This window comes from Rhodococcus sp. 06-1460-1B, assembly GCF_002258475.1.
Lineage (GTDB): Bacteria > Actinomycetota > Actinomycetes > Mycobacteriales > Mycobacteriaceae > Rhodococcoides > Rhodococcoides fascians.
In genome coordinates, this window is the sequence record NZ_NOYS01000041.1 from 421,038 (window position 1) to 434,123 (window position 13,086).

Sequence of the window (13,086 nt, forward strand, 5' to 3'; positions counted from 1 at the left end):
CGTCAGCGCGCGGTGTTCGAGGCCCGACGCGTCTCGACGGCCGCCGCGAGAGTGGCCAATTGCGTTGCCGTCGTGTCCCAGTCGAGGCATGCATCGGTGATGGACTGGCCGTACACGAGCTCGTCGCGGTGGCCGAGTTCGAGGTCCTGACGCCCTGCGACGAGGAAACTCTCGAGCATCAGCCCGACGATGCCGTGCTCGCCGGCCGCGACCCTGGCGGCCACGTCGGTGACGACGTCCACCTGCTTGTTGTGATCCTTGCGGCTGTTTCCATGGCTGGCATCGATGACAACTCGCTCCGGCAACCCCGACTTACGCAGGCGGGCAACGGTATCGGCCACGGACGCGGCGTCGTAGTTCGGTCCGTCGACGCCGCCGCGCAGAATGACGTGGCAATCGGGGTTTCCGACGGTCCTGATCAAAGCCGCCTTGCCGTCGAGATCGGTTCCGGGGAAGACGTGGCTCGCCGCGGCGGCGCGGGTTCCGTCCACGGCGACCTGAATGTCACCTTCGGTCGAGTTCTTGATGCCCACCGGCATCGACAAGGCGCTGCACAGCTGCCGGTGCACCTGACTGGCTGCGGTCCGTGCTCCGATGGCACCGTAGCTGACCAGGTCCGCAATGTACTGCGGGGTGATCGGGTCGAGGAATTCGCAGCCGACGGGCAGGCCGAGCGCCGAGATGTCCAGCAGCAGCTGGCGTCCCACTCGAAGACCTTCGTTGATGTCGAAGCTGCCGTCGAGGTGCGGATCGTTGATCAGACCCTTCCAGCCGAGCGTCGTCCGCGGCTTCTCGAAGTAGACCCGCATGACGATGTGCAGTCGATCGCCCAACTCGGCTGCCGTGGCGGCGAGGCGTCGGGCGTAGTCGAGGGCAGCGTCGGTGTCGTGCACCGAACACGGGCCGACCACGACGATCAGTCGGTCGTCACGGCCGTCGAGAATGTCGACGACACCGGAGCGTCCGGTACGAACACTCGCCGAGATCGCGTCGTCCACCGCGTGCTCGCGGCGTACGACCGACGGCGCGACCAGCGGACTGATGCTGATCGTGCGCTGATCGTCGAGTGACGGGGTGTCGAGGGAGAGCGTCATGAGAGGGTTTCCTGTTCCCAGGCCGGCTCCGCATGCTCCACGCGCACTTCGAGCCGGTCTGTATCCGGCTCGTGGGGGTGGAGGGTCAGCGCATGGCGTCGCTGGCTGACCCACCCGGGGCCGGCCTGCTAAACCAGAAATACGTGCACTGCATGAAGAGCACCGTAACAGACTCTCCCGTGATGCATCTATGCTCGTCCCTGCAGTCGGTTCGCCAGGTGGTCATGAGGAGCCCCGAAGTTCACCTCGGCGTCGAGCGGTGCGTGCAGTCACGGCGCATCGCGAGAGGGAACCCGGTGAGAATCCGGGACTGTCCCGCAGCGGTATGCAGGAACGACCGCCGTCATCACGCACTGAAGAAGCCTCTTCGGGAAGCGACGGCCAGTAGGAGTGGGCTCTTCGTCCGCGCGCCTGCAAGTCCGAATACCTGCCCTCTGTGCTGTGCACGCCGTGTGCAGCGGTTCACCGCCTCGTGGAATGGGCGCGTAACCCTGGTACGGCTGTGGTCAGGGCTCACCGGGATCTGCGCGCCCGTGAAGACGGTGCACCACCCACGTGTAGTCACCCTGGAGATCAACTGTGAACAACGATTTCACCGCCACCGTGCTCGGTTCGGCTCGCATCGGACCCAACCGAGAACTGAAGAAAGCCGTCGAATCCTATTGGGCCGGAAAGCTCGATGCCGAGGCCCTCGAATCGGTCGCGAAGAATCTTCGCGAGAACGACTGGCGCACACTCGCAGCCGGGCTCGATTCCGTTCCCGTGAACACCTTTTCGTACTACGACCAGATGCTCGACACTGCGGCCCTCCTCGGAGCGTTGCCACCGCGAGTCGAGGCGGTCGAAGGCGAACTCGATCGGTACTTCGCCGCGGCCCGCGGCACCGAGACCATCGTCCCGCTCGAAATGACCAAGTGGTTCGACACCAATTACCACTACCTCGTGCCCGAGATCTCGCCGGAGACCACGTTCTCCCTGCACCCGAACAAGGTGCTCGGCGAGGTGAACGAGGCTCGCGCACTGGGCATCCCGGCACGTCCGGTGATCATCGGACCGGTCACCTTCCTGTTGCTGTCCAAGTCCGTCGGCTCCTCCGATTCGCTGCTGGGACGAGTGGACGAACTGATACCGCTCTACGCCCGTCTGCTCGAACTCCTCGCCGCAGCCGGAGCCGAGTGGGTCCAGATCGACGAACCGGCGCTGGTGCGCGATCTCGACGACGAGACCGTCGCAGCGGCCACCCGATGCTTCGAGCAACTCGCAGCCTCGCAGACCCGCCCGGCCATTCTGCTGGCGTCCTACTTCGGCGACCTGGGCGACGCGCTGCCCGCAGTGGCGTCCACCGGGATCGAGGGCCTGGCAATCGATCTGACCGTTCCTGGTGTGGCCGAGCAACTTGCAGCTACTCGCGCTACCTCGACGATGCTCGTCGTGGCCGGCGTCGTCGACGGACGCAATGTCTGGCGCACCGATCTCGACGCCGTGCTCGAGACACTGTACGAGGTCGGCAGACATGCACGCGCAGTGGCGGTGTCGTCGTCGTGCTCACTGCTCCACGTTCCCTATTCGCTGGACGCCGAACCTCAGCTAGAGCCGACACTGCGGTCGTGGCTGGCGTTCGGGAACGAGAAGATCACCGAGGTCTCGGTGCTCGCGCGCGCACTCCAGGACGGAACAGCCGGGGAGACCGATCGCTTCGTGTCGGACCGATTCGAGTCGGCCCGCGCGGCTCTGGATTCGCGGAGACACGATGCACGGTTGCACGATCCGACAATCCGTGTGCGCGTGACCAGCGCTGTCGGCCGTGAACGCAGCCCAGGAGACGTCCGCCGCGTCGTGCAGGCCGAGCATCTTTCGCTCCCGGTTCTGCCGACGACGACCATCGGCTCCTTCCCACAGACGAGCACGATCCGCCGCGCGCGGGCGGCGCTGCGCAGCGGCACCGTCGACGAGGCGGAGTACGTGCGGCAGATGCGCGCGGAGATCGCCGATGTCGTTGCACTGCAGGAGCGTCTGGGGTTGGACGTGCTCGTCCACGGCGAGCCCGAACGAAACGACATGGTGCAGTACTTCGCCGAGCAGCTCGACGGTTTCGTCGTGACCGCAAACGGCTGGGTGCAGTCGTACGGGTCACGGTGCGTGCGACCACCGATCCTGTACGGCGACGTCTCCCGCCCGGCACCGATGACGGTGGAGTGGGCGACGTACGCGCAGTCACTGACCGACAAACCGGTCAAGGGCATGCTGACCGGTCCGGTGACCATTCTCGCGTGGTCGTTCGTCCGAGACGACATCCCGGCGGCCGAGTCGGCAGCTCAGATCGCCTCGGCGATTCGAGACGAGACGATCGACCTGGAGTCGGCGGGGATCCGCATCGTCCAGGTGGACGAGCCAGCGCTTCGCGAACTGTTACCGCTGCGCTCGAAAGATACTGCAGCGTATCTGGATTGGGCCGTCCGCTCGTTTCGTATCGCGACGTCCGGCGTCGACGACGCGACACAGATCCACACGCACCTGTGCTACTCCGAGTTCGGTGAGGTCATCGACGCCATCGTCGCCCTGGACGCCGACGTGACGTCCATCGAGGCCGCACGCTCGCGCATGGAGGTGCTCGACGACCTCACTGCGGTCGGCTTCGCGCTCGACGTGGGACCCGGTGTCTACGACATCCATTCGCCGCGAGTTCCGACGGTCGCCGAGATCACCGAGTCGCTCCGCGCGGCGGCCGAGGCAGTTCCCCTCGAACGGCTCTGGGTCAATCCGGACTGCGGGCTGAAGACACGGGGTCCGGCCGAGGTCGAGCAGTCGTTGAGAAACATGGTGCTGGCCGCGGCAGCGCTGCGCTGACCCCATGTGAGCGGAACTTCGACCCCTGCTACGAAGTTCCGCTCACGTGGTCGCCAGGCTAGGGTTACCTATCCATGCCCGCTCGGTGAAAGAGATCGAAGTGAAACGTCTGCTCGTCGTCACTGCCCTCGTCGCAGTCGCAGCTCTGACCACCGTCGCGTGCGGCGACAGCGGCGAGCAGACACCGAGTACCGCCACCCCTCCCGCCTCCAGCACCGACGCGGCATCGGACGCTCCGGGCCCCACCGGCATTCCCGACGGGATGGGTTCGGGTGCCGCCGACGGCGAGTTCCCGCGCACCGTCGGGCATTTCGGCGGATCCACCGACATCCCCGCCGAACCGAAGAAGATCGTGGTGATCGCCACCGGCCAGCTCGACGCCGCATTGACCCTGGGCGTGATCCCCACCGGCGCCGCCTACGGCGACGGAGCCGATCTGGTGCCCGACTACATCAGCTTCTCGTTCCCCCAGTACGCGGACCAACTGACGCAGATGGCAGATCTGGGCAACCGCCAGAGCGTCGACATCGAGGCCGTCGCCGCCGCCGAACCCGACCTCATCCTGGCCAACAAGACCGGCTCGGAAGACATCTACCCGACGCTGTCGGCCATCGCGCCGACCGTATTGACCGAGGGCACCGGCGTGAACTGGAAGCAGGACTTCCTTCTTCTCGCGGATGCACTGGGACGCACCGAGCAGGCGCAAGGGTTCCTGGACACATTCGCGTCCGACGCTCGCGCACTGGGTGATTCGGTCTCCAACGGCGGCGGATCCGGGGGCGCTCCGACGGTGTCGTTCGTCCGCTTCACCGCAGACCGGGCACGCGTGTTCGGCGTCGCGTCGTTCGCTGGATTCATCGCCTCGGACGCCGGTCTGGCGCGCCCGCCCAGCCAGCAATTCGACAAGACCTCGCAGGACTTCAGCGAGGAAGAGATCCAGTTGGCGAACGCCGATTGGGTATTCGTCTCCAGCCAGGACGCGGGAGCCGATTCGAGCGCTGCGTCGTACACCACCAATCCATTGTGGACCGGGATGAGCGCGGCAACACAGAACCACATCGTGCGCGTCGACGACGACCCGTGGTACCTCAACGCCGGCCCCACGGCGGCGACCATCGTGCTCGACGGCCTGAGAAACGCTCTGCAGAGCTGACCCCCATGTGAGTGACACTTCGTAGCAGGCTACGAAGTTCCACTCACATCGGGCGGATAGGTTGCGCACAACTTAACCGTGCGCTACCGTTCTTCTCGTGACCAACGAACTCGCACTCGATCGTCAGGTGTGCTTCGCGCTGTACTCCGCTTCGCGGGCTACCACCGCGGTGTATCGCCCGATGCTCGACAAGTTGGGCGTCACGTACCCGCAGTACCTGGTTCTGCTGGTGCTGTGGGAGAAGGACGGGCGCGGCGTCAAGGACATCTGTGCCGAACTCGATCTCGACACCGGCACGCTCTCGCCGATGCTCAAGCGACTCGAAGGTCTCGGTTTCATCGAGCGTCGACGACTGAGCACCGACGAACGCCGCGTCGAGATCCACCTCACCGAGACCGGTAGCGCCATGCGCGCGAAGGCACTCGACCTCCCCCGCAAGCTGGCCGAGAAGACCGGCATGGGAGTCGACGATCTCGTCAGGCTCAAGGAATCGCTCGACGCATTGACGAGCGCTCTCCATCACACCGATTCGCGCACGACAGAAGGAGAATCATGAAGACCATCTACACCGCTGAAGCACTCGCCACCGGCGAAGGCCGTAACGGCCACGCCCGCACCTCCGACGGACGTCTCGACCTCGATCTCGCCATCCCGGAGGCCATGGGCGGCAGCGGAAACGGCACCAACCCCGAGCAGCTGTTCGCAGCCGGCTACGCCGCGTGCTTCCACTCCGCACTGCAGATGGTGGCGCGTCAGGACAAGGCCGACGTCACCGATTCGGCCGTCGGCGCTCGTGTCGACATCGGCCCGAACGACCAAGGCGGCTTCCAGCTCGCAGTCACCCTCGAGGTGACTCTGCCGAACCTGAGCCGCGAGAACGCACAGGCCCTGGCCGACAAGGCACATCAGGTCTGCCCGTACTCCAACGCCACCCGCGGCAACATCGACGTCACCGTCACCGTCACCGAAGACGAGTAGGGATAACCATCATCATGAAGGCACACGAAATTCACCTCGCGTCCCGCCCAGAAGGCTGGCCGACCGAAGACAACTTTCGCGCGGAGGTCGTCGACCTCCCCGAACTGCAGGACGGGCAGATCCTCGTTCGCAACATCGTGATGTCGGTGGATCCGTACATGCGTGGCCGGATGAACGACGTGAAGTCGTACGTCCCGCCGTTCCAGATCGATGCGCCGCTCGACGGCGGTGCCGTCGGCGAGGTCGTCGAGTCCAAGGCCGACGGTTTCGCAGTCGGCGACGCTGTTGTGCACGGCGCGGGATGGCGCGATCTCGCCATCGTCCCGGCACAGGGAGCCAGCAAGGTCGACCTCGGCGCAGCCAAGGCATCGGCATACCTGAGCGCACTCGGAATGACCGGCACCACAGCGTATGCGGGCCTGACGGCCGTGGCGTCGTTCCAGAAGGGCGACGTCGTGTTCGTCTCCGGTGCCGCCGGGGCCGTCGGCTCGCTCGTCGGACAGATCGCCAAGGCGCTCGGCGCATCTCGCGTCATCGGTAGCGCCGGATCCCCCGCCAAGGTTGCTCGCTTGCTCGAGCTAGGGTTCGACGCGGCATTCGACTACCACGACGGCCCTGTCGCCGAACAGCTCCGACAGGCAGCTCCCGACGGCATCGACGTGTACTTCGACAACGTCGGCGGTGACCATCTCGAAGCTGCTATCGGGTCGATGAACAAGCACGGCCGAATTGCCATGTGCGGTGCCATCGCTCAGTACAACTCGACCGAACCGACCCCGGCCCCGCGCAACCTCGCCCTCGCCATCGGCAAGGAGCTGACGTTGAAGGGATTCATCGTCGGCTCGTACGCGCACCTCACCGAGGAATTCCGCGCGAAGATGACGGATTGGCTCGCCAGCGGCGCAATCGAATTCGACGAAACGATCGTCGAAGGCCTCGACAATGCCCCGGCCGCCTTCATCGGACTGATGAAGGGCGAGAACACCGGCAAGATGGTCGTCACCATCTAGGTCGGGCCGGCACGGCGCGTCACCGCAGTCCACACCCCGGTCGGGAATTCCGACCGGGGTGTTTCCATGCGTGCACCGATTACAGTCGTTGCATGCCTGCCGCCCCACTTCCGTTGCGCGACGGCCTCGACCCCACCAGGGTGCGGATGCCCGACGTCGCGACCGGCGCAACGGTGCACGAATATCTGTGTGCCCGCTTCCCGCAGGATGCGGCCAGGCTGACCGAGAAGGTGTCCGGCGGGGAGGTCGTCGATGCAGCGGGCGTACCGATCGACCCGTCGACGATCGCCGGCCCGCGTGCGGACATCTACCTCTACCGTGACCCACCGGTGGAATCGGCCGTGCCGTTCTCCCTCGATGTGCTGCACCGCGACGAGAACCTGCTCGTGGTGGACAAGCCGCACTTCCTCGCCACGACGCCGCGAGGCGCGTACATCGCACGCTCGGCGTTGGTTCTGCTGCGACGACAATTCGATCTCCCCGAGTTGAGCCCTGCTCACCGACTGGATCGACTCACCGCGGGTGTCCTGGTGTTCACCGTGCAGCGGCAGGCGCGCCGGCCGTATCAGGAGATGTTCGCTCAGCGCACGGTCACCAAGCAGTACGAGGCAATTGCCCCACTGTCCCAGAATGTCGACTTCCCACTGACAGTGCACAGTCGAATCGTCAAGGAACGCGGCGTTCTTCAGGCACGGGAGGTACCGGGCGAGCCCAATGCCGAGACACGCATCGAACTGGTCGACACTCTCGGGTCGTACGGTCGATATCGGCTGCACCCGCGCACCGGGAAGACGCATCAACTTCGGGTTCATCTGTGCTCGCTGGGAATCCCGATCGTGGGCGACAACTTCTATCCGTCGTTCCGCGAGGTCGCCGACGACGACTACTCCGATCCGCTCCGCCTACTGGCTCGCTCCATCGAGTTCGTCGATCCGCTCAGCGGCGTGGTTCGACGGTTCGAGAGCAATCGGAGTCTCGATCCTCCTGCAGCGCAACCGATTCCGTAGTACCGGCTATTTCGTCGGCTCGGACGGTGATGCGGTGCGAGATGACCGCGAGCGCGAACAGACCGACCGCTACATTTCCCAGCGCAGCGAACCCCTCCTGGGCGAAATCCACGAGCGCGTTGAGCAACGTGAACACCAGTGCGGACACGCGGAGAGTGCGCAACGGCCACAGGGGACCGTCCGTTCGCAACCGCAGCATCGCCGGCAGCGCCGTGGCGAATGTGATGCAGGCACTGACGAACAGGATGCCGCTGGCGATGCCCATCCTGTAGACGTCGATCGTCAGGTCTCGGCGATCGATGAGCAGGTCACCCAGGACGAGCTCGACGATCCCGAACACGACTCCCGCCCCGGAGATCAGGACCAGTCCCCAGCCGACGACGGGAACCCAACGGGGACTGGTGAAGAACGCGGGAATCAGCCGTGGAACGAACTGGCGCATCGAGTGGGTACGCGATGTCGACCGGCGGCAGGTGCCGAGCAACAATCTGATTCCGGCTACGGTGTCCGGGTCGGCTCCGTCCGACTCCGCTCGCGCAACCATCCGCAGCGCCCAGTCGCGCCGATGCTCGGGAAGACCGTGCGCGACGCCATCCGCGGCGATCGCGGCCGCATTCGCCAGCGACTCGTCCCGCGACGGCCTGCGGAACTCCCGCACGATCCTGCTGAACACCAACAGCAGCACCACCAGGACGTACATGATCTCCGACGACGGGCCGTAGAAGTAATCGTTGTCCTTGGTGACGAACTTGCCGACCTCGTCGAGAAACAACCCGAACCCGATTCCGCCGAGCACCACGGTGAAGACCCGAACGCCGAACCCGATGAACATCCATCCGATCAACAGAGCCAGCATCATCGCCGCCCCGCCGTACAGGGCGTGCGCGATGTGCAGCGACTTGCCACCGACCTGCGGGTAGTGAGTGAGTTCCAAATACGCCCTGGTGACCAGAATCGTGGCAATGGCCACCACCATGAAGGCCTCGGACGCGGAACTGCCGTAGGCATCGCGGACCACGCCGGTACGTTGCGGGTGCCCCGGACGAGCGATCATGAACCGAGTATGAGCTTCCCGCCGTCGCCTCCGGGCTGTTTTCGCCTCTGCATTCCCGCGCGCCCTACGGGACGACTTGACAAATTCGTTTGCCGAAACTGCAATGGATCGATGACGGACGCAGAAACCACCCTCGACGAGCTCATTGCCGGCCTCGGCCCCCGCCTCAAGCGCATCCGAATGGAGAAGAACACCACCCTCGCCGCGCTGTCCGACACCACCGGAATTTCGATCAGCACGCTCTCGCGGCTCGAATCCGGTGACCGCAAACCCAGTCTCGAACTGCTGTGGCCGATCGCCCGCGCGCATCAGATGGCGCTCGACGATCTGGTGACGGCTCCCCCCGTCGCCGATCCCCGGGTACGCACCACAGCCACGGTGCGCGAGAACGTCACCATCCTTCCGCTGACGCTCCGCCCCGGCGGACTGCAGGCCTTCAAACTGCTGATTCGTCCGGACGACAAGGAGCCGCGCCCACGAGTGCACGAAGGATACGAGTGGTTCTACGTTCTCGACGGCACCCTGAGACTTATTCTCGGCGAACACGATCTGACGATGAAGGCCGGTGAGGCCGCCGAATTCGACACCCGGGTACCGCACTGGTTCGGCGCTGTCGGCAACCGACCGGTCGAGCTGCTGAGCCTGTTCGGACCTCAGGGCGAGCGCATGCACGTCCGCGCGAAACCGACTGTATGAAAAGTCATGTCGGTGTGAGACAGTGAATCCCGCTCGACCCAGAATCCACTCGGTCATCCGCACCGACAACACCATCTCGAGGAAAAAGATGACCGACAGACTGCCCGATTCACCCGCCTCTCGTACCGACGTCGACATCGCGACCGGAGTGCTCATCGGGATCCACGGCGGCTCGGTGGCCGACGCCATCGACGAGTTGTTCACCACGGCGAAGAATCACCGGGTAAGTCTGTTCGAGCTCTCCCGCACGCTGATCACTGTCGCCGAGGGGCGCGACGTGGAGCAGTCCACGACAACGGACGCGGTGTACTCGGTGTGGGGTTCGGCGCTGGGCCGGCGTGGAGCCGAGACCACGTTCGGCTTGGTCACCGGTTCCGCCGCAGTCTGATTCGGGCGGTCGCTATCCGCGGACTGCCGGGTCGGTCCGCAGTTCCGGGAATCGAGCCGTCATCGCGTCGATGTGCCGATACATCTCGTAGAGCTCGGTGCGGAGAGTGGATGCCTCGGACTCGAATTGCCTCGCGCGAGATTCGGCACGATCGGCGCGAGCCCGAAATGCTTTGGACTGCGCAATTTCGATGGCCGCCGAACACGTCCGAATGTGTTCGGCCAGTCCTCGCGCGAACACTCTCGCCTGGGCAAGATTGACGTCGTAATTGTCGTCGCGCGGTGACGGTGCGCCGTTCGCTGTGCCCATGAAATGAAGTCGCCCTCGGTCGTCGGCCTCGATATCCTCCGACGAACTCTACGCTCGGATTCGAGCGACCCGTTCGAGAACCGCCCCTCCGAGAATCGCCATCACCCGAAGACGAGTGCCAACACCACCGACGCAGAGGTGGCAACGATGGCAAGGACGATGGTCGCTGCGATCGCACGTTGCCTCACGGTGCGGTAACCAGACGTCTCCAACCCGTCGTCGGCATCGTCCTCGTCGGCGGTACGCGCGGCATAGAAGTCGTCGGAGTCGACTCCGTCCTCGTCGAAATACACGACATCGCGCGGTGGGATCCAGCTCTGCCCATTGGCTGCGATTGCGGCTCCCAGTCGCTCCAGGCGCATCTGAGCCCGCACCGGATACCAATCCGAGGGCGCGTGGATGGGGAGCGCTCGGGCGAGCATCAGCGGCGACCGGTACTGCTTCTGCAGTGCCGCGAACGCAGCGGACGCCGTCGGATCGTCGTCGGCCTTGTCGGTCAGAAACCACACGGCACCGGCCGCCGCACGATCACCGAGAAGGAGATACGTGTACGCGAGCAGTTCCAGAACCGCCGGCGACGACGGGTTGCGCGGCAAGGCGTCGAGGAGCCCGTCTCGTGCGGCGTTGGTGTCTCCACGTGCGAGATCGGCTTGCGCGCGAGCGATCACATCCACCTGTCGAGCCTAACGTTGCAATCGAGCGCCGTCACGGGACAGTGAATACTCCGCAGACGACAAAGCCCCTCTCGACCGAAGTCGAGAGGGGCTTTGTCAGTGCTTGTCGATCACAACCGTGGTGGCCAGGGCCGGGATCGAACCGGCGACCTTCCGCTTTTCAGGCGGACGCTCGTACCAACTGAGCTACCTGGCCGGGCGGCACCGGTGAAACAATGCCATCGCAATGCCGGTGCTTGCACACCGATTCTGCGACCCTGACGGGACTCGAACCCGCGACCTCCGCCGTGACAGGGCGGCGCGCTAACCAACTGCGCCACAGGGCCTTGCTGTTGTTGCCGCGCTATTTCTAGCGCACCAACTCTCCGAACTGCAAATCTGCTTCTCGCCGGAGCGAGATGAAGAATGCTGTACTGCACATCGGATTGTCAATCCGATGCTTTCCTGCGTACCCCCTACGGGATTCGAACCCGCGCTACCGCCTTGAAAGGGCGGCGTCCTAGGCCGCTAGACGAAGGGGGCCCGCCGAATTGCTTCGACGCTACCCTCAACGGCGTTCCGTTGGGAGCTGGGATAGCTTAGGACACTTTCGCGGTAAATCTCAAACCGGCAGGTCAGAGGCAGTTTTTGCCTCGTTTTCGCCGAACTGCTCCCACCCGTGGAGTTCGAACTCGGCCAACCAACTATCCGACGCCATGGCAAGGAGCACAATCTCGACGGACTCCTCGAACCGCTCGCGTAGATCTGCGTTGTCGGCCACCAGATCCGACATGTAACGCTGACCCGCCATCGACGCGGCGAGTACCCGCACGAACTTGGCTGCGTCGAACTGCGGCTTGAGGTCTCCCATCGCCAGCGCTCTCTCGGCCTGCGCGTACCCCTGAGCGCCCCACACCCGGCCACCACCGGAGTGCACCTCCGCGTAGAACTCGGGCTCGACGATCAGCCGGAATTCTGCACGCACGATCACGTCGTTCTGAAAGTTCTGCGCGATGTCGTCGACGATTCCCTTGATGACGTAAAAGGGATGCGCGGTCGAATCCGCCCATTTCTCGGAGATTGCGACATAACGGTCGAGTCCGGCCGCGAGCACCGCTCGGGCCAGGTCTTCCTTGGACTGGAAATGGAAGTACATCGCCCCCTTGGTGGCGTTCGATCCTTCCAAGATGGTGTTGACGGACGCAGCCGCATATCCGCGCTTGGCGAATTCCGCCGCTGCTGCCTCGACGATTGCCGCCCGGGTCCGCCGTGCGCGCTCCTGTTGTGCCATTTACTCCGTGCCTCCGAGCCCAAGCGCCCTGCATATCCACAGGTAGTACAAGTAGAGAGTACTTCACCCGAACGACACGCGACTCGACTCACCTGCGGTCCGCTACGACGCGTGCAGCCGACAGAAAATTCGGTTGGGTAACTGAAACAAGCCGAATGGTATTGTTCACCCGGCTCGAGTGCGCTGCAGGGGGTGCGCACTCGAGCCGCTCACGTACGTCCGCTCGGGCCAGGTCGGCACCGCCGTTCGAGCCACAACGCCGATACCGAGCATGCGTACGAACTCCGCCGAATGGCCGCCGGTCTCCCAGATCCGGAAAGCAGTTGAATATCGAATTACATTCTGCACGAGCATCTCTCGAGGCACCGTCGTTTGCACCGCTCCTTAGCGCATGAAAACTGTTGCTGATCAATCGAATACGGCAACACCGATCTGTGCGGTCACCAAAAGCACTGTCTCATAATCGATATCAGCGGCGAAACGGTAACGGTTTCGACACATTCTCGGAATAGCCGAAGGCGTACACCACCTCGGGCATAGCGTGATGCGCATCACACATGTTGCTTCGGCCGATCGGGGACGGGTGCACGCCATGAATCTATTGAT

The 13,086-nt window shown here is 64.4% G+C and carries 13 protein-coding genes, 3 tRNA genes and 1 riboswitch; of the genes, 8 read left to right on the top strand and 8 right to left on the bottom strand.

Annotated elements, in window-relative coordinates:
- Positions 1-2: 2 nt before the first annotated feature.
- Positions 3-1,094, bottom strand: coding sequence for a 3-deoxy-7-phosphoheptulonate synthase (locus tag CH268_RS24930; protein WP_094666175.1), 1,092 nt, complete (start codon positions 1,092-1,094; stop codon positions 3-5).
- A 239-nt stretch (positions 1,095-1,333) separates the two neighbouring features.
- Positions 1,334-1,543, top strand: a riboswitch (cobalamin riboswitch).
- Positions 1,544-1,673: 130 nt separating this feature from the next.
- Between CH268_RS24930 and metE the strand changes: the two genes are divergently transcribed.
- The 6 genes from metE (at position 1,674) to CH268_RS24960 (ending at position 8,089) form a co-directional block, all read left to right on the top strand.
- Entirely contained in the window at positions 1,674-3,941 is a 2,268-nt protein-coding gene (metE, locus tag CH268_RS24935) for a 5-methyltetrahydropteroyltriglutamate--homocysteine S-methyltransferase (protein ID WP_094666176.1), read from the top strand.
- 100 nt (positions 3,942-4,041) lie between these two features.
- Entirely contained in the window at positions 4,042-5,094 is a 1,053-nt protein-coding gene (locus CH268_RS24940; protein WP_094666177.1) for an iron-siderophore ABC transporter substrate-binding protein, read from the top strand.
- Positions 5,095-5,191: 97 nt separating this feature from the next.
- On the top strand, positions 5,192-5,650 hold the full coding sequence (locus CH268_RS24945; protein ID WP_027495883.1) for a MarR family winged helix-turn-helix transcriptional regulator: 459 nt from the start codon (positions 5,192-5,194) through the stop codon (positions 5,648-5,650).
- Positions 5,647-6,072 carry an organic hydroperoxide resistance protein gene (locus CH268_RS24950; protein WP_032365872.1) on the top strand — a complete coding sequence of 142 codons (426 nt, stop codon included), beginning with the start codon at positions 5,647-5,649 and terminating at the stop codon, positions 6,070-6,072. The genes CH268_RS24945 and CH268_RS24950 overlap by 4 nt, the downstream gene beginning before the upstream one ends.
- Positions 6,073-6,086: 14 nt before the next feature.
- Positions 6,087-7,082 carry an NADP-dependent oxidoreductase gene (locus tag CH268_RS24955; protein WP_094666178.1) on the top strand — a complete coding sequence of 332 codons (996 nt, stop codon included), beginning with the start codon at positions 6,087-6,089 and terminating at the stop codon, positions 7,080-7,082.
- A 92-nt stretch (positions 7,083-7,174) separates the two neighbouring features.
- Positions 7,175-8,089 carry a pseudouridine synthase gene (locus CH268_RS24960; RefSeq protein ID WP_094666179.1) on the top strand — a complete coding sequence of 305 codons (915 nt, stop codon included), beginning with the start codon at positions 7,175-7,177 and terminating at the stop codon, positions 8,087-8,089.
- On the opposite strand, the gene CH268_RS24965 is transcribed toward CH268_RS24960, so the two are convergent.
- On the bottom strand, positions 8,019-9,143 hold the full coding sequence (locus CH268_RS24965) for a hypothetical protein (protein ID WP_255182494.1): 1,125 nt from the start codon (positions 9,141-9,143) through the stop codon (positions 8,019-8,021). The two genes, CH268_RS24960 and CH268_RS24965, sit on opposite strands and share 71 nt — an antisense overlap.
- Before the next feature lie 111 nt (positions 9,144-9,254).
- On the opposite strand from CH268_RS24965, the gene CH268_RS24970 reads away from it, so the two are divergent.
- A complete protein-coding gene (locus CH268_RS24970) occupies positions 9,255-9,839 on the top strand; it encodes a helix-turn-helix domain-containing protein (protein WP_032365869.1) in 585 nt (194 codons plus the stop codon).
- An 88-nt stretch (positions 9,840-9,927) separates the two neighbouring features.
- Positions 9,928-10,227 carry an ANTAR domain-containing protein gene (locus CH268_RS24975; protein ID WP_045842143.1) on the top strand — a complete coding sequence of 100 codons (300 nt, stop codon included), beginning with the start codon at positions 9,928-9,930 and terminating at the stop codon, positions 10,225-10,227.
- Between the two features lie 12 nt (positions 10,228-10,239).
- Here CH268_RS24975 and CH268_RS24980 read toward each other — a convergent pair whose 3' ends face one another.
- The 6 genes from CH268_RS24980 to CH268_RS25005 form a co-directional block, all read right to left on the bottom strand.
- Positions 10,240-10,536: a hypothetical protein gene (locus tag CH268_RS24980; RefSeq protein WP_032365867.1), complete on the bottom strand. Its 297-nt coding sequence runs from the start codon at positions 10,534-10,536 to the stop codon at positions 10,240-10,242.
- A 101-nt stretch (positions 10,537-10,637) separates the two neighbouring features.
- A complete protein-coding gene (locus tag CH268_RS24985; protein ID WP_027495878.1) occupies positions 10,638-11,210 on the bottom strand; it encodes a DUF6584 family protein in 573 nt (190 codons plus the stop codon).
- A 119-nt stretch (positions 11,211-11,329) separates the two neighbouring features.
- A tRNA-Phe gene (locus CH268_RS24990) sits at positions 11,330-11,406 on the bottom strand.
- Positions 11,407-11,462: 56 nt separating this feature from the next.
- A tRNA-Asp gene (locus tag CH268_RS24995) sits at positions 11,463-11,536 on the bottom strand.
- Positions 11,537-11,659: 123 nt separating this feature from the next.
- Positions 11,660-11,732, bottom strand: a tRNA-Glu gene (locus tag CH268_RS25000).
- 79 nt (positions 11,733-11,811) lie between these two features.
- The gene (locus CH268_RS25005) at positions 11,812-12,480 is read right to left on the bottom strand and encodes a TetR/AcrR family transcriptional regulator (protein ID WP_027495877.1); all 669 of its coding nucleotides are present in this window, start codon (positions 12,478-12,480) and stop codon (positions 11,812-11,814) included.
- Positions 12,481-13,086: the final 606 nt, after the last annotated feature.